A 19,714-nucleotide genomic window follows, 5' to 3' on the forward strand; every position below is an offset into this window, starting at 1 on the left:
TTGTGAAAATTTATAATTTACTTATACGCGGCGCAACGCTTGCAAGTCGCTTCGTTCTGGTGATTTTCATTGCCAGGTTCCTCTCTACTGAGGAACTTGGTGCTTATTCATTGTTTGCGGCGTCCATTACTTACGCCCTTTTTTTTGTGGGAATGGATTTTTATACCTTTTCTTCACGGGAAATACTTTCAGTAGATAAGTCTCTATGGTACGGGATTATAAAGAATCAGTATGTATTCTATATCATATTCTACTTTATAGGCTTTCCAGTAATCTATAGTTTCTTTTACTTCGGTTTTCTCCCCAAGCACTTTATAGTCTGGTTTTATGTGATGCTTGTCGCTGAGCATTTAGCGCAAGAATCAATGCGACTGCTTGTGGTTTTGAACAGGGCATTTTTAGCTAATGTTGCGCTATTTATTAGATCGGGTATTTGGGTATATGCCGCTGTTATCATAATGTTTTTTAATGATGACATGCGAGATGTATCAATGATACTGGCGTTATGGCTAGTTGGTGCCAGTATTTCGGTCTTGCTGGCAATACCTGAACTTTGGCGAATACGTAATATTTCAGCAGATACCAGTAAGATTAGTTACGCATGGATGTGGAAAGGGTTAAAAATTGCTGCACCCTTGTTGGTAGGTACTCTTGCGCTTCGGTCAATATATTTGGTAGACCGATACTCATTAAATTACTTTAGTAATCTATCTGCCGTCGGTATCTATTCATTTTATTCAAGTTTTGCCAGTGCACTACTCGCTTTTGTTGATGCTGTCGTGGTGATGCAAATCTATCCAAAAATAGTCAGTTCGGTTAAAAATAATGACTTTGATGGATTAGCATATTATAAGAAAAAATTTATAAAATCAGTTTCAATTCTCAGTGTCATACTGGTCATTCTGCTCCCTATTGGCGTCTATATACTCTTGCTTTGGATGAATAAAGGAGAATACATCGACTATATTCCTTTGTTGGGTATCCTAATGCTAAGCAGTATAGTTTATAGTTTTGCATTACTTCCTCATTACGAATTGTATGCCCATAATGAAGATAAAAAAATCATTATATCATCCCTATGGGCTGCATTAGTTGGGGTGATAGTTATGCCAGCTGGAGCGTATTATTTCGGGGTGTATGGTGTAGCTGTAGGGCAGGTCATCGCCGTCATATTTCTTTATATTAATAAAATACTACTTTTAAAAAAGAGTAAGCTTTATGCATAAGAACATCTGCGTAGTAGTTCCGACCTGCAATGGTGGTAAGATATGGGAAAAAGCTGCATTACAACTCTCATATTTAAAAAATGATTCATTATCTATTGTAACTATCGATTCGGAATCAACTGACTCAACAAGAATAACCTCTAATAAATATGGTTTCACCGTTTTAGATGTTAAACGTTCGGAATTCAATCACGGTGGCACGAGAAATATAGCTGCTCGCTACTGTATTGAGCAGTTACGCGCAGAAATCATCGTCTTTATGACGCAGGACGCTATCTTGCAGTCACCAGAAACTGCCGCGGAAATAATTTTGGATAAATTTTCTGCTAATCCAGAACTTTCCGCAATTTATGGAAAGCAGTTACCCCATGACGATGCTAATCTCATTGCACAGCATGCTCGTTTTTATAATTATAAAAATGAACCGTATACAGCAACAAAAGATAACTATCGAGAAATGGGTTTGAAAGCAGTATTTTTATCTAACTCTTTTTCTGCATATAATGCAAAGATTTTTACCTCTCTTGGCGGTTTCCCTGAGAATACTATTCTCTGTGAAGATATGTTCTTTGCTGCGCGTTCTATTCAGAATAACTATGCAATTAGTTATTGTCCAGAGATAGCAGCTAAACATTCTCATAATTATAGGCCATTAGACGAGTTTAAACGATATTTCGATATTGGTGTTTTTCATACCTGTGAAAGCTGGATCGGCGAAATGTTTGGCGGGGCTGGGGGCGAAGGTAAAAAATTCCTGTTATCAGAATTTAGATTCCTGATTAATCGGAACCCTCTCTGTATATTCCCGGCTGCCTTAAATAATTTCATGAAAATAGTTGGTTATAAGCTTGGCAAAAATTACCAGAAAATGCCTCTTGATAAATGCAAAGCATTTAGCATGCATAAAGCTTATTGGAAATCGGAGATTAAGTGAACAGGAATATGACGTCATCACGTACTTTCTTTTACACCAAGTGTACTGTAGCTCTGGTTGATTTTGTAACGTTGATATTACCCTTCTTTTTGGCATTAGGCTTGCTGGATTTTTTCACCGGAAATTTGCCACGTTTTATTCCGCAAAGTGAGTTTGATGACCGTGTAATCACCCATGTTTCTTTAGCTGTAATATGTGTTGGCTGGTTTTGGATTAGGCTAAGGCATTACTCCTACAGAAAACCTTACTGGTTTGAACTCAAAGAATTATTACGCACACTGATCATTTTCGCGATAATCGAATTATCAGTGATTGCATTCTCAAAGTGGCAATCTTCGCGTTATCTCTGGGTCTCAACCTGGATGTTTGCGATGATAATGGTTCCTGTTGGTCGCGCCTTGTCGCGAAGAGTTCTTGACCGCCTCGGTTGTTGGAAAAAAACTACCGTCATCATTGGCTCGGGAAAAAATGCAGTAGATGCTTGCCTTGCGCTTCGTAGCGAAGAAAGCATGGGGTTCGATGTGAGATATATGTTCGATGCATCTTCCCGGTCGGCAGACAAAACAGAGGGTATCACTTACCTTAACGATGAGTCCTGGTTGCTAAATTCATTTAAAGATAAAGTTGTCCAGTTTGTTATCGCGGTTGAATCTGATGAGTCAGAAGTGAGGGATTACTGGCTCAAGACGTTATCAAAGCATGGTTTTCGTCATGTATCGGTAATCCCTACTACGCGTGGATTACCGTTATATGGGACTGATATGGCGTTCTTATTCAGCCATGAGGTGATGATTTTCAGGGTAAATAATAATCTTGCCAAACGAACGTCGCGGTTTGTTAAGCGCACATTTGATATTATCTGTTCGTCTTTGATTATCCTTATAAGTTCGCCGCTGCTGGCTTATTTATATTATAAAGTTACGCGAGATGGCGGTCCTGCTATTTATGGACATATGCGCGTGGGCCGTCACGGTAAGTTGTTTCCATGCTATAAATTTCGTTCAATGGTTCTTAATTCTCAGGAAGTGCTTGACGAATTACTGGCCTGCGACCCGGCAGCTCGTGAAGAATGGGATCGTGATTTCAAGCTTAAAAATGATCCGCGAATCACGTCAGTCGGACGATTCATTCGTAAAACCAGCCTGGACGAATTGCCTCAGCTTTTTAATGTCCTTAAAGGACAAATGAGTCTGGTGGGGCCGCGCCCAATTATATCCGAAGAGTTGGCACGTTATGATGACAATGTTGATTATTATCTGATGGCTAAACCAGGTATGACGGGTTTGTGGCAGGTGAGTGGTCGTAACGATGTGGATTACGATACGCGTGTTTACTTCGACTCATGGTATGTCAAAAATTGGTCACTTTGGAATGACATCGCTATTTTATTCAAAACCGTGAAAGTCGTTCTTCACCGTGATGGCGCATATTAATGCACCAGCAGTCCGGTTATTTGCATAAACTTAATTCTTAGAAGACATCTATTGCTACCTTCTGGCCTCTAACCTGAGTTAACATGTTATTCACTTTACCCGCCGCTTCCGTTACGGCGGGGTATCCACACCTGACAGGAGTATGTAATGTCCAAGCAACAGATCGGCGTTGTCGGTATGGCAGTGATGGGGCGCAACCTGGCGCTCAACATCGAAAGCCGTGGTTATACCGTCTCCGTTTTCAACCGCTCCCGTGAAAAAACAGAAGAAGTGATTGCCGAGAATCCTGGCAAGAAACTTGTTCCGTTTTATACGGTTAAAGAGTTTGTTGAGTCTCTGGAAACCCCTCGTCGAATCCTGTTAATGGTGAAAGCAGGTGCAGGAACAGATGCAGCTATTGACTCTCTGAAACCTTATCTGGATAAAGGCGATATCATCATTGATGGTGGTAACACCTTCTTCCAGGACACCATCCGTCGTAACCGTGAACTCTCTGCCGAGGGCTTCAACTTCATTGGTACCGGCGTTTCCGGTGGTGAAGAGGGCGCGCTGAAAGGGCCATCCATCATGCCTGGCGGCCAGAAAGAAGCGTATGAGCTGGTAGCGCCTATCCTGACTAAAATTGCAGCCGTTGCAGAAGATGGTGAGCCGTGCGTGACTTACATTGGTGCGGATGGTGCGGGTCACTATGTGAAGATGGTTCACAATGGCATTGAATACGGTGACATGCAGTTAATTGCAGAAGCCTATGCTCTGCTTAAGGGTGGCCTGAATCTGTCCAACGAAGAACTTGCTGAGACCTTTACCGACTGGAACACCGGCGAGCTGAACAGCTATCTGATCGACATCACCAAAGATATCTTCACCAGGAAGGATGAAGAGGGTAAATATCTGGTCGATGTGATTCTGGATGAAGCCGCGAACAAAGGTACCGGTAAATGGACCAGCCAGAGCTCGCTGGATCTCGGCGAACCGCTGTCTTTGATCACTGAATCCGTCTTCGCACGCTATATCTCTTCTCTGAAAGAGCAGCGCGTAGCCGCCTCTAAAGTGCTGTCTGGCCCACAGGCCAAACCTGCCGGTGATAAAGCGGAATTCATTGAGAAAGTCCGTCGTGCGCTGTACCTGGGTAAAATCGTCTCCTATGCGCAAGGCTTCTCTCAGCTGCGTGCCGCGTCCGACGAGAACAACTGGGATCTGAACTACGGCGAAATTGCGAAGATCTTCCGTGCAGGCTGCATTATTCGCGCACAATTCCTGCAGAAAATCACCGATGCCTATGCTGAAAACGCGGGCATTGCGAACCTGCTGCTGGCACCGTACTTTAAGAAAATTGCTGATGAGTACCAGCAGGCGCTGCGTGACGTGGTTGCTTACGCTGTACAGAACGGTATTCCGGTTCCAACCTTCTCCGCTGCCGTGGCGTACTACGACAGCTACCGAGCTGCCGTACTGCCTGCGAACCTGATCCAGGCCCAGCGTGACTACTTCGGTGCGCACACGTACAAACGTACTGATAAAGAAGGTGTGTTCCACACCGAATGGCTGGATTAATCTGATTTAAGTCAGTCTGATAGAAAGGCCCGATGCGTATCATCGGGCTTTTTTTATGGCTGATCAGCCTATTTCTTCTAGATCTTTCCATTCACACTTCTTCAATGCAGCATAAATCACTGAGAAATTACAAGCTTACAGCAAGGTATTCGCCTTGACAGTCAATCAACATAAGAGGTAAAAACCTCAACAGTTGTTTATTGCGGTGGTGTTCTTGTGCCTCCTGACACTCATACTGAAGAAGTCAAACGAATGAAAATAACTATCTCCGGAACTGGCTATGTGGGCCTTTCAAACGGTATCCTGATTGCGCAGAATCATGAAGTGGTTGCGCTTGATATCGTGCAGGCCAAAGTGGACATGCTAAACCAGAAGCAATCTCCGATTGTGGATAATGAGATCCAGGATTATCTGGCGAACAAGACGCTGAAGTTTCGCGCCACCACGGACAAAGAAGATGCTTACCGCAATGCGGATTATGTCATCATCGCCACGCCAACCGATTACGATCCTAAAACGAATTACTTCAATACCTCTACCGTTGAAGCTGTGATTAAAGACGTTGTGGCAATTAACCCTAACGCGGTAATGGTCATTAAGTCGACCATTCCGGTGGGTTTTACCCAATCCATTAAAGAAGAGTTGGGTATTGATAATGTCTTCTTCTCACCTGAGTTCCTGCGCGAGGGTAGGGCGTTATACGATAACCTGCATCCGTCGCGTATTGTGATTGGTGAGCGTTCTGAACGCGCCGAGCGCTTTGCGGCGCTGCTGCAGGAAGGCGCCATCAAAAAAGATATTCCGCTGCTGTTTACCGATTCCACCGAAGCCGAGGCCATCAAGCTTTTCGCCAATACCTATCTGGCAATGCGCGTGGCTTACTTCAACGAACTGGATAGCTATGCTGAGAGTCTGGGGCTAAATACCCGCCAGATCATTGAAGGTGTGTGTCTTGACCCGCGTATCGGCAATCACTACAACAACCCTTCATTTGGTTACGGTGGCTACTGCTTGCCGAAAGATACCAAGCAGCTGCTGGCGAACTATCAGGCGGTGCCGAACAACCTCATTTCAGCGATTGTTGACGCTAACCGTACGCGTAAAGATTTTATTTCCGATTCCATTCTCGCGCGTCATCCAAAAGTGGTTGGCGTGTATCGTTTGATCATGAAGAGCGGCTCCGATAACTTCCGCGCCTCTTCAATTCAGGGGATCATGAAGCGTATTAAGGCTAAGGGCGTTCAGGTCATTATTTTTGAACCTGCGATGCAGGAAGATGAGTTCTTCCACTCTCGCGTAATTCGCGACCTGAACGCCTTCAAGCAGGAGGCGGATGTCATTATTTCCAACCGCATGGCGGAGGAACTGTCAGACGTAGCGGATAAAGTTTATACCCGCGATCTGTTTGGCAGTGACTGATACCCCGTTTGCTGCTGATAAAACCCGGCTCATGTGCCGGGTTCTTAACTTTATACCTTGTAGAAACCGCGATACCAGTCGACAAAGTTTTTCACGCCGTCGTTAACGGATGTCTGCGGCCTGAAGCCGATAACTTCATAAAGCGCCTGGATATCCGCGCTGGTTTCAAGCACGTCGCCGGGCTGGACTGGCATCATATTTTTCTCGGCTTCCAGGCCCAGAGCATCCTCCAGGGCGGTGATGTAATCCATCAGTTCAACAGGCGAACTGTTGCCGATGTTGTATACGCGATACGGGGCTGAACTGGTCGCGGGCGAACCGCTCTCAACGCGCCAGTTAGGATCGGGCGTAGGGATAACATCCTGAAGTCGAATAATGGCTTCAGCGATATCGTCGATATAGGTAAAGTCACGCTTCATCTTACCGTAGTTGTATACGTCGATGCGTTTACCCTCAATCATTGCTTTAGTAAATTTAAACAACGCCATGTCCGGGCGACCCCATGGGCCATACACGGTAAAGAAACGCAGGCCGGTGGTCGGCAGGTTATAAAGATGTGAATAGGTATGCGACATCAGCTCATTAGCTTTTTTGGTCGCTGCGTACAGCGAAACCGGGTGGTCTACAGAGTCATCAGTCGAGAACGGCATTTTGCGGTTAAGCCCGTAAACGGAGCTTGAGGATGCATACAGCAGATGTTGTACCTTATTGTGACGACAGCCTTCCAGTACGTTCAGGTGGCCCGTCAGGTTGGCATCCGCGTAGGCATGAGGGTTTTCCAGAGAGTAACGAACGCCGGCCTGGGCGGCGAGATGAATGACGCGGTCGAATTTCTCATCCGCGAACAACGCGGCCATGCCCGCACGGTCAGCTAAATCGAGCTTGTGGAAAGTGAAATTGTCTGATGTGAGCAGATCAAGACGCGCCTGCTTGAGGCTGACATCATAGTAGTCATTGAGATTATCAATGCCAGTGACCTGATGGCCAGCGTCAAGGAGTCGCTTGCTGACATTTGCGCCGATAAAGCCAGCAGCGCCTGTTACCAGAAATTTCATACTTTCACCTCATTCACACATGTTCTTACAAATGCCATAACGCATCCGTTTACGCCTATGATACCGCGATGGCCGCCAGTAACATAACCCATCTTTCCGATATAACTCATCGGATTCTTATAGAAAAATTGCCAGCAACAGATACACTATGTAGACATGTTTTTTTTGCCCTTTTTATCTGTTAGGGATTGTATGACGCAGAACAACAATAACCTGGTCAATCGAAGCAATGACCCGGAGCAAATTGATTTAATTGATTTAGTAATTCAACTTTGGCGCAGCAAGTGGACCATTTGTTTGTTTGTCTTCTTCGCAATTCTGTTAGCGGGTAGCTATCTATTTGTTGTTAAAGAAAAATGGACGTCAACAGCAGTCATTACCCAGCCCGATGCAGCGCAAGTCGCCTCTTATTCAAATGCGCTGAATATTGTCTACGGTAATGCTGCTCCTTCTATGTCCGATGTGCAAACGCGTACGATAAATCGCTTCTATTCTGCTTTTTCAGCCCTTTCGCAGACGTTAGAGAACCAGCAGGAACCTGAAAAACTGACAATTGAACAATCTGTTAAAGGTCAGGCTCTCCCACTCACTGTCTCTTACGTCAGCACCACTGCTGAAGGTGCCCAAAAGCAGCTTGCGCAATATATCCAGCAGGTGGATGAACAAACCGCTAAAGAACTAAGTGTTGATCTCAAGGACAACATCAAGCTGCAGATTGCGACGCTGAATGACTCTCTGGAAAATCAGGAGAAGGTTGCTCAGGAGCAGAAAGATTTGCGCATTAAGCAGATTATTGAAGCACTTAAGAACGCAGAGGCCGCTAAAATTACCTCTCCGCAACTTCAGCAAACCCAGGATGTCACCCAGGAAACAATGTTCTTATTGGGTTCAGAAGCGCTTAATTCAATGATCCAAAATGAGGCTTCACGTCCCTTAGTATTTTCATCTGCTTATTACCAAACCAAACAGAATCTGCTGGATATACAAAATCTGCGTGTGAACCCGGAAACCATCCATGTTTATCGCTATGTGATGAAGCCTGATTTGCCAATCAAGCGGGACAGCCCGAAACGTGCTATTACGATGATTTTGGCTGTATTGCTGGGTGGGATTGTAGGTTGCGTGTTTGTTATCGGACGTAACGCACTGCGTAGCTATAAGCCAAAATCCTGATTCACATATAAAAAAGGCCGGGTTTCCCCGGTCTCTTTTTATTTATGTCGCTTTCGCAAATTCTCAATCACTGCCGTTAAATCCAGCTCCTGATCCTGCAGCAGCACCAGCAGGTGATACAGTAAATCCGACGCTTCGTTGGTCAGCTCTTCCCGGTCATGCACGGTGGCAGCCAGCGCTGTTTCAACGCCTTCTTCACCTACCTTCTGCGCAATACGCTTGGTGCCACTGGCGTACAGTTGTGCGGTGTAGGAACTTTCAGGGGCAGCCGTTTTACGTTCAGCCAGAAGTTGTTCCAGCTGGTAAAGGAACAGCCACTGATGGCTCGCCTCGCCGAAGCAGCTACTGGTGCCTGTATGGCAGGTGGGGCCGATGGGGTTCGCGAGGACCAGCAGGGTGTCGTTATCGCAGTCTGGGGTAATGCTGACCAGGTTCAGGAAATGACCAGAGCTTTCCCCTTTGGTCCACAGGCGTTGTTTGGTCCGCGAATAAAAGGTGACATTGCCGCAGTCGAGGGTTTTGGCCAGCGCCTCTGGGTTCATATAGCCCAGCATTAGCACTTCCCCCGACACGGCATGTTGTACAACCACTGGCAGTAACCCGTCAGTTTTTTCCCAGTCAAGCTGTGCCTGCTGTTGCTCTGTTAACATACCCTAATCTCCACGCCCTGGTCGACCAGGTACGTTTTTAACTCACCAATATTGATAATCTGCTTATGGAATACGGAGGCCGCCAGCGCACCGTCAACGTCCGCATCGCGGAAGGCTTCCAGGAAGTGTTCCATAGTGCCTGCGCCGCCGGAAGCAATCAGGGGGACGTTACACACCGTGCGCACTTTTCTCAGTTGTTCCAGATCATAACCGTTACGTACGCCATCCTGGTTCATCATGTTCAGTACAATTTCGCCCGCACCGCGTTTTTGCACTTCCTGCACCCAGTCCAGCGTTTCCCATTCGGTTACGCGGGTGCGGCTCTCGTCGCCTGTGTATTGATTAACGTGATACTTGCCGGTTGCAGCGTCATACCACGTGTCGATCCCCACTACAATGCACTGCACGCCGAAGCGGTCCGCCAGGCGGGTAATAAGTTCGGGTTCGGCCAGCGCCGGGGAGTTAACAGAAATCTTATCTGCGCCGAAAGAGAGGATTTTGGCCGCGTCTTCCGCGGATTTAATCCCGCCCGCCACGCAGAACGGAATATCTATGACTTCCGCCACGCGCGCCACCCAGCTTTTATCGACCACGCGGCCATCGCTCGACGCGGTGATATCGTAAAAAACCAGTTCGTCCGCGCCTTCATCGGCGTAACGTTTTGCCAGCGGGACGATATCGCCAATAATTTCGTGGTTGCGGAACTGTACGCCTTTGACGACCTGGCCTTCGCGTACGTCCAGGCAAGGGATTATCCGTTTTGCCAGCATTGAATCGCCTCCGTCACAGTGAACTTATCTTCCAGTAAAGCCCGTCCCACAATCACGCCCTGCACTCCAGTACCGCGCAGTGCGGCAATATCGGCTAATTCACCAATCCCACCGGACGACTGAAATGCAACGAGCGGATAACGCGCGCAAATTTCTTCATACAGCGAGACGTTCGAGCCTGCCAGCGTCCCGTCGCGGGAGATATCCGTGCACAACACGTGCTTCAGGCCAACGGGCTGATAAACGTCCACCAGCGCCTCCAGCGTTACGCCGGAATTCTCCTGCCAGCCGCTGACCGCAACCTGTTTGTTGCCCCGTTCGTCGATACGTACATCCAGCGCCAGCACCAGCGCATCAGCGCCGAAGCGGCGGAACCAGCCTTTGACCCTTTCAGGATCGTTAACGGCAGTAGAGCCAACCACCACGCGGGCCACGCCAGCGTCCAACAGGGCAGCAACATCATCCTCTGTGCGCACGCCGCCGCCAACCTGTACCGGAACATCCACGCCTGCGACCAGCTTTTTAAGCAGCGGGATCTGACGTTTTGCCGGATCCTTCGCGCCCGTCAGATCGACCAGGTGCAACACCTGTGCGCCCTGCACGGCGTAATCCTGCAGACGCGGCAGCGGATCGTTACCGTAGTCACGCTGCTGACCATAATCGCCCTGATGCAGACGCACAACCGTGCCGTCAATTAAATCTAAAGCAGGAATAATCATCACATCTCCAGGAAGTTTTTCATCAACTGTGCGCCTGCGGCACCGGAGCGTTCCGGATGAAACTGCACGCCGAAGAAGTTATCTTTCTGTAGCGCAGCGGTGAAGGCCTCGCCGTAATGGCACTGGGCGATGGTGTTCACGTTCACGGGCATGGCGTAGCTGTGCACGAAGTAAAACCAGGCGCCGTCTTCGATACCGCTAAACAACCTCTCGCCCGCTTTTGGGTAAACGCGGTTCCAGCCCATGTGCGGCAAAGGCAGGCCGTGGTCAACCATTTTAGGCACGTCTTCCTCAATAATGCCCAGCAGGTCAACACCGTTGCTCTCTTCACTGCGACGGCCGAGGAGCTGCATACCTAAACATATCCCCAGCACCGGTTGGGTACAGGCTTTAATCAGCTCAACCAACTCACGCTCGTGGATCTGATCCATCGCGGCCTGGGCGGTGCCCACACCCGGCAAGAAGAGTTTGTCCGCGCGTAATACGACGTCCGGATCACGGCTCACCACTGGCTCATAGCCGTGGCGTATAATCGCCGCTTTTACCGAGTTCAGGTTGGCGCATCCGGTATCCAGAATCACCACGTTCATCACAACACTCCTTTCGACGAGGGCAGGGTGTCGCCTTCCACACGAATGGCCTGGCGCAGGGTGCGGCCAAAGGCCTTGAACAGGCTCTCTACACGATGATGGTCATTCTTGCCTTTCGTTTTCAGGTGCAGCGTCAGGCCCATGGTGTAGGACAAAGAGCGGAAGAAGTGCTCCACCATTTCGGTGCTGAGGTCGCCGACGCGCTGGTAGGTGAAATCGGCTTTATATTCCAGGTGCGGGCGGCCAGAAATATCCAGCGCACACCGCGCCAGACATTCGTCCATCGGCAGAACAAACCCAAAACGGTTGATGCCACGCTTATCACCCAGCGCCAGCTTCAGCGCTTCACCCAGCGCCAGGCCAGTATCTTCGACGGTGTGGTGATCGTCTATGTACAGATCACCTTTCACCGCGATCTCCATGCGGAAGCCGCCGTGGGTGCAGATCTGGTCCAGCATGTGATCGAAGAAACCGACGCCGGTGTGGATCTTGCTGCCGCCTTCGCGGTCCAGCCAGACCTTAACGTCGATTTGCGTCTCTTTTGTATTCCGCTCAACGTGCGAGTAGCGGTCACGTTTGGTCAGTTGTTCGCCAATTTGCGCCCAGTTGAGCGCTTCGCGGTTATAGCGCAGGCCCGCGATACCCATGTTTTCGGCAAGCGTCAGGTCGGTGACGCGATCGCCAATCACATAGCTGTTGGCTTTATCAAGCCGGCCTTCTGCCAGATAACGTTCCACCAGCTTGATCTTCGGTTTACGGCAGTCGCACTCATCGGCGGGCAGGTGCGGGCAAATCAGCACCTCCTCAAACACCACCCCCTGAGAGCTAAGCACTTGCATCATCAGGTTGTGCGGGCCGTCAAAATCCCCCTGCGGAAAGCTGTCCGTACCCAGGCCGTCCTGGTTGGTGATCATCACCAGCATAAAGCCTGCGCTCTGCAGTTTGAGCAGCACCGGGATCACGTCCGGTTCAAAAGCCAGTTTGTCGAAACGATCGACCTGAAAATCGGTTGGTGGCTCCGAAATGATAGTGCCGTCGCGATCGATAAAGAGATACTTCTGACTCATACTTTCTCCGCTTTCAGGGCGTCAATAACGCGCTGGCTCTCTGCCCGGGTGCCTACGGTAATACGCAGGCAGCCGCTCAAGGAAGGTTGTTTATTTTGGTCTCGTAAGATAATGCCCTGATCCCATAAAGATTTAAATACCGCGCTTGAGGCGGTGAAGCGCACCAGAATGTAGTTAGTTTCAGAGTCGAACACCTGCTCCACGCACGGAAGATTATTCAGTGCCCTCACCAGGTACTGGCGCTCTTCGAGGATCTGCGCCACGCGTTCACGCATCGCAGTAATCCCCTCGGGAGCCAGCGCCTGAGCGGCTATATCCGCGACTGGCGTAGAGAGAGGGTACGGGGCGATCACTTTCAACAGCAGATCGATAACCTCTTTATTCGCCAGCGTAAACCCACAGCGCAGTCCGGCAAGGGCGAAAGCTTTAGACAGCGTGCGTAGTACCACCAGGTGGGGATATTCTTCGAGCCAGCCTGCCAGCGTCGCCTGTGGGCAAAACTCAATATAGGCTTCGTCGGCCACAACCAGCGCTTTACCACGGGTCATTTCCAGCAGCGTGCGGATATCCTGCGGGGTGATTATCTGTCCGGTCGGGTTGTTCGGGCTACAGACAAACACCACCTTCACGCCATCAAGATTATCGGCTATTCCCTGTAAATCTAGCTGCCAGTCGTCCAGCGCCAGCACGTTGCGGCACGCCACGCCGAAGGTCTCAGCGCTGACGCTGTACATGCCATAGGTTGGCTGACAGTACATCACCGCATCTTTGCCTGGCTCACAGAAGGCGCGGATCAACAGCTCGATCCCTTCGTCTGCGCCACGGCTCACCAGTACCTGCTCAGGCTTCACGGCCGCGTAGCGGGCGTAGTTTTCAATCACCGCTTTTGGCTGACACTCTGGGTAGCGGTTCAGCGTTTGCTGTGACAGTTCAAACTGCACTGCCGTTGGAAATTCATTGGCGTTCAGCCACACATCACCGTTACCACCCAGACGGCGCGCAGACTGATAGGGAGTCAGGCGACGGACATTTTCGCGGGCTAACTCTTCAATGTTCATGCTTGCTCCTTCAGCGCGGCAACGCGAAGCGTAACGGCGTTTTGGTGGGCGGTCAGCCGCTCTGCGGCGGCCAGCGTTTCAATGGTTGAGGCCAGTGCAGCAAACCCCTCGCGGGACAGCTCCTGCACGGTCATGCGTTTCTGGAAATCGGCCAGCCCCAGGCTTGAGCAGGTAGAGGTATAACCGTAGGTTGGCAGCACGTGGTTGGTGCCGGAGGCGTAATCGCCCGCCGATTCCGGCGACCAGTCGCCAAGGAAAACCGAACCGGCGCTGGTAATGCTGTCGACCAGTTGACGTGCGTTGCGCGTCTGAATAATCAGGTGCTCAGGGCCGTAAAGGTTAGAGATCTCAATACACTGGTCTATATCGCGCGCGACAATCAGGCGGCTGGCGGATAACGCCTGACGTGCCGTATCGGCGCGCGGAAGGTCAGCTAGCTGGCGCTCAACCGCTTCAGCCACGCGTTTCGCCATATTTGCGTCCGGGGTGAGTAATATCACCTGAGAGTCCGGCCCGTGCTCGGCCTGAGATAACAGGTCAGAAGCCACGAAGTCCGGCGTGGCGCCGCTGTCGGCGATCACCAGTACTTCAGACGGCCCGGCAGGCATATCAATTGCCGCGCCGTCCAGACGCTGGCTGACCTGGCGTTTTGCTTCGGTGACATACGCATTGCCCGGGCCAAAAATCTTATTGACCTTTGGTATGGATTCAGTGCCAAACGCCAGGGCCGAAATAGCTTGTGCGCCGCCTGCGTTAAACACCTCTTGCACGCCACAGAGCCTTGCGGCATACAGAATTTCATCGGCAATGGGCGGCGGAGAGCAGAGCACCACTTTCTGGCAACCGGCGATACGCGCCGGGGTAGCCAGCATCAGCACGGTGGAGAACAGCGGGGCGGTTCCGCCAGGAATATAGAGGCCGACGGAGGCGACCGGGCGCGTCACCTGCTGGCAGCGGACGCCGGGCAGTGTTTCCACATCCACCGTTGGCAGTATCTGCGCGGTGTGGAAAGTATCGATATTTTTTACCGCGACGGCCATTGCCCGTTTGATATCGTCACCGAGACGAGCTTCCGCCTGGGCGATCTGCTGTTCGCTAACCCTTAACGCGCTTACCTCGGTTTTGTCGAACCTGGCGCTATACTCACGTAACGCGTCGTCGCCACGGGTTTTGACGTTATCGAGGATTTCCGCGACGGTGCGGGAAATGCTCTCTGAGGCGGAGATCGCCGGGCGCATCAGCAAATCACGCCGCTGCTCCTCGGTACAGGTATTCCAGTCGATGATTGTGTTAAAACTCATGGCCGTTACTCCATCATCTTCTCAATAGGCAGCACCAGGATGGAGCTTGCGCCCAGCGCCTTCAGTTTTTCCATGGTTTCCCAGAACAGGGTTTCGCTGCTGACCATGTGCATCGCCACCCGCTGTTGGTCCCCTGCCAGCGGCAGGATTGTCGGGCGCTCGGCGCCTGGCAGCAGCGCAATGATGTCATCCAGACGCTCGGTAGGGGCATGCATCATGATGTATTTGGATTCACGGGCCTGAATCACGCCCTGAATGCGGGTCAGCAGTCTGTCGATTAACTGCTGTTTGGCTTCGGCCATTTCGCCATCGCGCTGAATAAGACAGGCTTTGGAGCGGTAAATAACTTCCACTTCACGCAGGCCGTTGGCTTCCAGAGTTGCGCCAGTTGAGACGAGGTCGCAGATGGCATCCGCCAGGCCCGCGCGCGGAGCGACTTCGACAGAGCCGTTCAGCAAGCAGGATTTAAACTGTACGCCTTTTTGATCAAGGTAACGCTTTAACAGGTGAGGGTATGAGGTGGCGATACGTTTACCGTCTAGCGCCGCCGGGCCATCCCATGCTTCATCTACCGGCGTTGCCAGCGACAGGCGGCAACCGCCAAAATCGAGGCGACGCAGGGTGAAGTAACGCGGATCTTCGCCCTGAGCCCGGCGGGTGAGCAACTCTTCTTCCAGCACGTTCTCGCCGATAATCCCCAGGTCAACCACCCCATCCATGACCAGACCCGGGATATCGTCATCACGGACGCGCAGAATATCGATAGGCATATTTTCGGCCAGCGCAATCAGGCGCTGGGTGTGCAGATTAATTTTGATCCCGCAGCGGGCCAGCAGTTCGCGTGATTCGTCGCTCAAGCGGCCTGATTTTTGAATAGCTATGCGTAAACGTGCGTTATCTAACATTCTATATTCCTTATTATCCTGTTGAACCTGGCTGATGACGTACCAAAAAAAAGCCCCCGGAAGAAGATCTTCCGGGGGCTTTTTTTTGCGTTCTCGCACCACTGGAAGATCCAAATGTCTTCCAGCACACATCGCCTGAAAGACTAATCAGGATGATGGTGGTGATGGTGGTTTTTAAATGGAACGCGTGTCATATGAATTCTCTTTGAATGCGTATGCCTCTGATGCCTTTTAACCTAAACCAGTTAGGCGCCAGAATGCAAGGGCTTTTAATGATCATTAATTCATTTCATAGTGATGCTATGAATTGTGTGTTCCCGAAGGCTGACGTAGCCTTAATATAAATGTGTTAAAGCAGGGAGAATTTATATGAAAAAGGTCGCGATTGTCGGTTTAGGGTGGCTCGGAATGCCACTGGCAATGTCATTAGCCGTGAAAGGCTGGCAGGTCACCGGGAGTAAAACCACCGTGGATGGGGTGGAAGCGGCACGGATGTGCGGGATTGAAGGCGTCGAACTGCGTCTTGAACCGGAGCTAATATGCGACTCTGACGACCTGGACGCATTAATGAACGTCGATGCGCTGGTCATTACTCTACCGGCACGACGCAGTGGCCCGGGTGAGACATTTTATCTGCAGGCGATGCAGGAAATTGTCGATAGTGCGCTGGCGCACCGCATTCCGCGCATTATTTTTACCAGCTCAACGTCGGTTTACGGTGATGTTGAGGGGCTGGTGAAAGAGAGTACCGAGCGCCGCCCCGTGACGGCGAGTGGCAGGGTGCTGAAAGAACTGGAAGACTGGCTGCACAATCTCCCGGGCACCCAGGTGGATATCGTGCGTCTGGCGGGCCTGGTCGGCCCCGGGCGGCATCCTGGCCGCTTTTTTGCTGGAAAATCGGCGCCAGATGGACAACATGGCGTTAACCTTGTCCATCTGGACGATGTTATTGGCGCAATTGAGCTCCTCTTACAGGCTCCAAAAGGCGGGCACATCTATAATATCTGTGCGCCCTCGCACCCTGCGCGAAACACCTTTTATCCGCTAATGGCTCGTCAGTTGGGTCTGGCGGCGCCAGTATTTAGCGATGCGCAGGGTGAGAGTAAAGGCAAACGTATTGATGGCAATCGAATTTGCCACGAGCTGGGTTTTGAATACCAGTATCCCGATCCGCTGGTGATGCCAATGGAATAAGGCCATCAATGGAGGCTACCGCATACCGGGAGGGGACGAAAATGAAACCGCTGCTGGATGTTCTGATTATTCTGGATGCCCTGGAAAAAGAGGGGAGCTTTGCGGCAGCCTCGGCGAAGCTCTACAAAACCCCTTCGGCACTGAGCTATACCGTTCAAAAACTGGAAAGCGATCTTAATATTCAACTGCTCGATCGCTCCGGGCATCGCGCACGCTTTACCCGCACCGGGCAGATGCTGCTGGAAAAGGGGCGGGATGTACTTCACACCGTCCGTGAGCTGGAAAAACAGGCCGTTAAGCTCCATCAGGGATGGGAGAACGAGCTGGTAATTGGCGTGGATGATACCTTTCCATTTTCACTCCTCGCGCCGCTGATTGAGGCATTTTACCAGCATCACAACGTGACCCGGCTGATTTTCATTAACGGCGTGCTGGGCGGCTCGTGGGAGGCTTTAACTCAGGGTAGGGCGGATATCATCGTTGGGGCGCTGCGCGAACCTCCCCAGTTGAGCGAGTTTGGGTTTGCTCGTCTCGGCGTTCTGGAACAGGTTTTTGTCGTCGCCTCACATCATCCGCTCGCTCAGGAAGCTGAGCCCATTAATCGCCGTACTATCAAAGGTTATCGCGCCATTGTGGTGGGTGACAGTTCTCTTGCGCAGTGTGCTGTCTCGTCGCAACTGCTTGATGAACAGGAGGCGATTACCGTCTTCGATTTCAAAACCAAGCTGGAATTGCAAATTAGCGGATTGGGTTGCGGTTATTTACCGCGTTATCTGGCACAGCGATTTATTGATAGCGGTGCGCTTGTTGAAAAACAGGTGCTCGGGCAAAGCAGTAATGAATCGGTATGGGTGGGCTGGAATGAACAAACCGCCGGGCTTGCCAGCGCCTGGTGGCGGGATGAGATTTTAGCAAATAGTGCTATCGCCGCTGTTTACACTCAGGCCAATGCTGGCTAATCAACCGGTTAGCGAAAATAATTTATTGTTGGCTTTCGCGAACTATTGCCTTTTGCCTCGGGAATAGGGCAAAATGCCGCCGCTGCAAACAAATGAATAATCGACGATATAAAAGGCGTCGGTTATTTTTTTTTGCATGTACGAAACGAAACTAAAATCCAAGAGGCCGGGCTTCGTACCGGATAGATATTTACTAAAATCCGACAGTTGTTGTCGCTGAGGAATACTGAAAATGGGGCAATATTTCGCTTACGTGGCGGTTTTCACCGTAATGGAGAAAACCCATGTCGCATAACGCAACTCCAAAAACCTCTCGCGTGGAATTACGTAAAACGCTTACGTTGATTCCGGTTGTTATGATGGGCCTTGCCTACATGCAGCCAATGACGCTGTTCGATACGTTTGGTATCGTATCTGGCCTTACGGACGGTCATGTTGCAACGGCGTACGCCTTTGCGCTGGTCGCCATTCTCTTTACAGCGCTGAGCTACGGTAAACTGGTTCGCCGTTTCCCGTCAGCAGGCTCTGCATACACCTATGCTCAGAAATCCATTAGCCCGGCGGTTGGCTTTATGGTGGGCTGGTCATCTCTGCTGGACTACCTGTTCATGCCGATGATCAATATTCTGCTGGCAAAAATTTACTTCGAAGCGCTGGTACCTTCTGTACCCTCGTGGATCTTTGTTGTCGCGCTGGTGGCCTTTATGACCATCTCTAACCTGCGCAGCATTAAGACCGTTGCTAACTTCAATACTCTGATCGTTATCCTGCAGATGGGCATCGTTGCCGTTATTGTGGGCATGATTATTTACGGTGTGATGCACGGTGAAGGTGCAGGTACGTTGACCAGCACCCGTCCGTTCTGGTCTGAAGGGGCGCACGTGGTACCGATGATTACCGGTGCGACTATCTTGTGCTTCTCGTTCCTGGGCTTCGACGGTATCTCTTCTCTCTCTGAAGAGACCAAAGACGCTGAGCGCGTGATCCCGAAAGCGATTTTCCTGACTGCGCTGATTGGCGGCCTGATCTTTATCGGCGCTTCCTACTTCCTGCAGCTCTATTTCCCGGATATCTCACGCTTTAAAGACCCGGATGCGTCACAACCTGAAATCATGCTTTATGTGGCCGGTAAAACCTTCCAGTGGGGCGTGTTGATCTTCTCCAGCGTGACCGTACTGGCATCCGGTATGGCCGCGCATGCGGGCGTTTCCCGTCTGATGTATGTGATGGGCCGCGACGGCGTATTCCCGACCCGCTTCTTCGGCTATGTTCATCCGAAATGGCGTACTCCGGCATGGAACGTGCTGCTGGTTGGGGTGATTGCCCTGCTGGCGATTAAATTCGACCTGGTGACGGCAACCGCGCTGATTAACTTCGGTGCGCTGGTGGCCTTCACTTTTGTTAACCTCTCTGTGATCTCTCAGTTCTGGATCCGTGAGAAACGCAACAAGACGCTGAAAGACCACCTCAACTATCTGCTCCTGCCAGTGTGTGGTGCTCTGACCGTGGGCGCACTGTGGATTAACCTGGAAGAGAGCTCTATGGTTCTGGGTCTTATCTGGGGCGCTATTGGCCTGATTTACCTGGCATGCGTAACCAAAAGCTTCCGCAACCCGGTACCTCAGTACGAAGACGTCGCATAAGCGCAACGACACAGGGTAAAAAAAACCGGAGATTAATTTTTCTCCGGTTTTTTTATGCCTGCCC

General features: G+C 50.6%; 20 protein-coding genes and 1 other annotated feature. Of the genes, 10 read left to right on the plus strand and 10 right to left on the minus strand.

Features of this window, described 5'->3' with window-relative positions; all coding sequences use genetic code 11:
• Nucleotides 1–2: 2 nt before the first annotated feature.
• From NL510_RS09005 to ugd, 5 genes are all read left to right on the plus strand, one after another.
• Nucleotides 3–1,226, plus strand: coding sequence for a lipopolysaccharide biosynthesis protein (locus NL510_RS09005; protein ID WP_253383917.1), 1,224 nt, complete (start codon nt 3–5; stop codon nt 1,224–1,226).
• Nucleotides 1,219–2,160 (plus strand): glycosyltransferase family 2 protein, encoded by a 942-nt coding sequence (locus NL510_RS09010; RefSeq protein WP_253383919.1) that lies wholly within the window; start codon nt 1,219–1,221, stop codon nt 2,158–2,160. Before NL510_RS09005 ends, NL510_RS09010 begins: the two co-directional genes overlap by 8 nt.
• Before the next feature lie 8 nt (nt 2,161–2,168).
• Nucleotides 2,169–3,593 carry an undecaprenyl-phosphate galactose phosphotransferase WbaP gene (gene wbaP, locus NL510_RS09015; protein WP_253383925.1) on the plus strand — a complete coding sequence of 475 codons (1,425 nt, stop codon included), beginning with the start codon at nt 2,169–2,171 and terminating at the stop codon, nt 3,591–3,593.
• 147 nt (nt 3,594–3,740) lie between these two features.
• Nucleotides 3,741–5,147, plus strand: a complete 1,407-nt coding sequence (gnd, locus tag NL510_RS09020; protein ID WP_253383926.1) for an NADP-dependent phosphogluconate dehydrogenase — start codon at nt 3,741–3,743, stop codon at nt 5,145–5,147.
• 252 nt (nt 5,148–5,399) lie between these two features.
• Nucleotides 5,400–6,566 carry a UDP-glucose 6-dehydrogenase gene (gene ugd / locus NL510_RS09025; RefSeq protein ID WP_253383927.1) on the plus strand — a complete coding sequence of 389 codons (1,167 nt, stop codon included), beginning with the start codon at nt 5,400–5,402 and terminating at the stop codon, nt 6,564–6,566.
• A 50-nt stretch (nt 6,567–6,616) separates the two neighbouring features.
• Here the strand turns inward: ugd and NL510_RS09030 are convergent, their stop codons facing one another.
• Nucleotides 6,617–7,621, minus strand: a complete 1,005-nt coding sequence (locus NL510_RS09030) for an NAD-dependent epimerase (RefSeq protein ID WP_253383928.1) — start codon at nt 7,619–7,621, stop codon at nt 6,617–6,619.
• Between the two features lie 192 nt (nt 7,622–7,813).
• Here NL510_RS09030 and wzzB point away from each other — a divergent pair, with 192 nt between their 5' ends.
• Nucleotides 7,814–8,794: an LPS O-antigen chain length determinant protein WzzB gene (wzzB, locus tag NL510_RS09035; RefSeq protein ID WP_253383929.1), complete on the plus strand. Its 981-nt coding sequence runs from the start codon at nt 7,814–7,816 to the stop codon at nt 8,792–8,794.
• Between the two features lie 38 nt (nt 8,795–8,832).
• On the opposite strand, the gene hisIE is transcribed toward wzzB, so the two are convergent.
• The 9 genes from hisIE to hisL form a co-directional block, all read right to left on the minus strand.
• Nucleotides 8,833–9,444 carry a bifunctional phosphoribosyl-AMP cyclohydrolase/phosphoribosyl-ATP diphosphatase HisIE gene (hisIE, locus tag NL510_RS09040; protein WP_253383930.1) on the minus strand — a complete coding sequence of 204 codons (612 nt, stop codon included), beginning with the start codon at nt 9,442–9,444 and terminating at the stop codon, nt 8,833–8,835.
• Nucleotides 9,438–10,214: an imidazole glycerol phosphate synthase subunit HisF gene (gene hisF / locus NL510_RS09045; RefSeq protein WP_253383931.1), complete on the minus strand. Its 777-nt coding sequence runs from the start codon at nt 10,212–10,214 to the stop codon at nt 9,438–9,440. Before hisF ends, hisIE begins: the two co-directional genes overlap by 7 nt.
• Nucleotides 10,196–10,933 (minus strand): 1-(5-phosphoribosyl)-5-[(5-phosphoribosylamino)methylideneamino]imidazole-4-carboxamide isomerase, encoded by a 738-nt coding sequence (gene hisA, locus NL510_RS09050; RefSeq protein WP_253383932.1) that lies wholly within the window; start codon nt 10,931–10,933, stop codon nt 10,196–10,198. The genes hisF and hisA overlap by 19 nt, the downstream gene beginning before the upstream one ends.
• Complete coding sequence (gene hisH / locus NL510_RS09055) at nt 10,933–11,523, minus strand: imidazole glycerol phosphate synthase subunit HisH (RefSeq protein ID WP_253383933.1); 591 nt, start codon at nt 11,521–11,523, stop codon at nt 10,933–10,935. Before hisH ends, hisA begins: the two co-directional genes overlap by 1 nt.
• On the minus strand, nt 11,523–12,590 hold the full coding sequence (gene hisB / locus NL510_RS09060) for a bifunctional histidinol-phosphatase/imidazoleglycerol-phosphate dehydratase HisB (protein ID WP_253383934.1): 1,068 nt from the start codon (nt 12,588–12,590) through the stop codon (nt 11,523–11,525). Before hisB ends, hisH begins: the two co-directional genes overlap by 1 nt.
• Nucleotides 12,587–13,648, minus strand: a complete 1,062-nt coding sequence (gene hisC / locus NL510_RS09065) for a histidinol-phosphate transaminase (RefSeq protein ID WP_253383935.1) — start codon at nt 13,646–13,648, stop codon at nt 12,587–12,589. The genes hisB and hisC overlap by 4 nt, the downstream gene beginning before the upstream one ends.
• Nucleotides 13,645–14,949, minus strand: coding sequence for a histidinol dehydrogenase (gene hisD / locus NL510_RS09070; protein WP_253383936.1), 1,305 nt, complete (start codon nt 14,947–14,949; stop codon nt 13,645–13,647). The genes hisC and hisD overlap by 4 nt, the downstream gene beginning before the upstream one ends.
• A 5-nt stretch (nt 14,950–14,954) precedes the next feature.
• A complete protein-coding gene (gene hisG, locus NL510_RS09075; RefSeq protein WP_253383937.1) occupies nt 14,955–15,854 on the minus strand; it encodes an ATP phosphoribosyltransferase in 900 nt (299 codons plus the stop codon).
• A 44-nt stretch (nt 15,855–15,898) separates the two neighbouring features.
• Nucleotides 15,899–16,022 (minus strand) — a sequence feature (His leader region).
• Nucleotides 15,998–16,048 carry a his operon leader peptide gene (gene hisL, locus NL510_RS09080; protein ID WP_099516347.1) on the minus strand — a complete coding sequence of 17 codons (51 nt, stop codon included), beginning with the start codon at nt 16,046–16,048 and terminating at the stop codon, nt 15,998–16,000. (Overlaps the previous feature by 25 nt.)
• A 175-nt stretch (nt 16,049–16,223) precedes the next feature.
• Here hisL and NL510_RS09085 point away from each other — a divergent pair, with 175 nt between their 5' ends.
• The 4 genes from NL510_RS09085 to NL510_RS09095 all read left to right on the plus strand — a co-directional run bounded on the left by NL510_RS09085 (nt 16,224) and on the right by NL510_RS09095 (nt 19,650).
• Nucleotides 16,224–17,048, plus strand: a complete 825-nt coding sequence (locus NL510_RS09085; protein WP_253383938.1) for an SDR family oxidoreductase — start codon at nt 16,224–16,226, stop codon at nt 17,046–17,048.
• A gap of 41 nt (nt 17,049–17,089) precedes the next feature.
• On the plus strand, nt 17,090–18,007 hold the full coding sequence (locus NL510_RS09090; protein WP_253383939.1) for a LysR substrate-binding domain-containing protein: 918 nt from the start codon (nt 17,090–17,092) through the stop codon (nt 18,005–18,007).
• Nucleotides 18,008–18,239: 232 nt separating this feature from the next.
• Nucleotides 18,240–18,302 carry a membrane protein YoeI gene (gene yoeI, locus NL510_RS23155; protein WP_494546346.1) on the plus strand — a complete coding sequence of 21 codons (63 nt, stop codon included), beginning with the start codon at nt 18,240–18,242 and terminating at the stop codon, nt 18,300–18,302.
• Nucleotides 18,292–19,650, plus strand: coding sequence for an APC family permease (locus NL510_RS09095; RefSeq protein ID WP_253383940.1), 1,359 nt, complete (start codon nt 18,292–18,294; stop codon nt 19,648–19,650). The genes yoeI and NL510_RS09095 overlap by 11 nt, the downstream gene beginning before the upstream one ends.
• Nucleotides 19,651–19,714: the final 64 nt, after the last annotated feature.

Origin of the sequence: unidentified bacterial endosymbiont (genome assembly GCF_918797525.1) — a bacterium.
Lineage (GTDB): Bacteria > Pseudomonadota > Gammaproteobacteria > Enterobacterales > Enterobacteriaceae > Enterobacter.

Bases quoted from the DNA above. Each gene is read 5' to 3' on its own strand.
- NL510_RS09010 (WP_253383919.1), top strand. From the start codon at position 1,219: ATGCATAAGAACATCTGCGTAGTAGTTCCGACCTGCAATGGTGGTAAG.
- wbaP (WP_253383925.1), top strand. From the start codon at position 2,169: ATGACGTCATCACGTACTTTCTTTTACACCAAGTGTACTGTAGCTCTG.
- gnd (WP_253383926.1), top strand. From the start codon at position 3,741: ATGTCCAAGCAACAGATCGGCGTTGTCGGTATGGCAGTGATGGGGCGC.
- ugd (WP_253383927.1), top strand. From the start codon at position 5,400: ATGAAAATAACTATCTCCGGAACTGGCTATGTGGGCCTTTCAAACGGT.
- NL510_RS09030 (WP_253383928.1), bottom strand. From the start codon at position 7,621: ATGAAATTTCTGGTAACAGGCGCTGCTGGCTTTATCGGCGCAAATGTC.
- wzzB (WP_253383929.1), top strand. From the start codon at position 7,814: ATGACGCAGAACAACAATAACCTGGTCAATCGAAGCAATGACCCGGAG.
- hisIE (WP_253383930.1), bottom strand. From the start codon at position 9,444: ATGTTAACAGAGCAACAGCAGGCACAGCTTGACTGGGAAAAAACTGAC.
- hisF (WP_253383931.1), bottom strand. From the start codon at position 10,214: ATGCTGGCAAAACGGATAATCCCTTGCCTGGACGTACGCGAAGGCCAG.
- hisA (WP_253383932.1), bottom strand. From the start codon at position 10,933: ATGATTATTCCTGCTTTAGATTTAATTGACGGCACGGTTGTGCGTCTG.
- hisH (WP_253383933.1), bottom strand. From the start codon at position 11,523: ATGAACGTGGTGATTCTGGATACCGGATGCGCCAACCTGAACTCGGTA.
- hisB (WP_253383934.1), bottom strand. From the start codon at position 12,590: ATGAGTCAGAAGTATCTCTTTATCGATCGCGACGGCACTATCATTTCG.
- hisC (WP_253383935.1), bottom strand. From the start codon at position 13,648: ATGAACATTGAAGAGTTAGCCCGCGAAAATGTCCGTCGCCTGACTCCC.
- hisD (WP_253383936.1), bottom strand. From the start codon at position 14,949: ATGAGTTTTAACACAATCATCGACTGGAATACCTGTACCGAGGAGCAG.
- hisG (WP_253383937.1), bottom strand. From the start codon at position 15,854: ATGTTAGATAACGCACGTTTACGCATAGCTATTCAAAAATCAGGCCGC.
- NL510_RS09085 (WP_253383938.1), top strand. From the start codon at position 16,224: ATGAAAAAGGTCGCGATTGTCGGTTTAGGGTGGCTCGGAATGCCACTG.
- NL510_RS09090 (WP_253383939.1), top strand. From the start codon at position 17,090: ATGAAACCGCTGCTGGATGTTCTGATTATTCTGGATGCCCTGGAAAAA.
- NL510_RS09095 (WP_253383940.1), top strand. From the start codon at position 18,292: ATGTCGCATAACGCAACTCCAAAAACCTCTCGCGTGGAATTACGTAAA.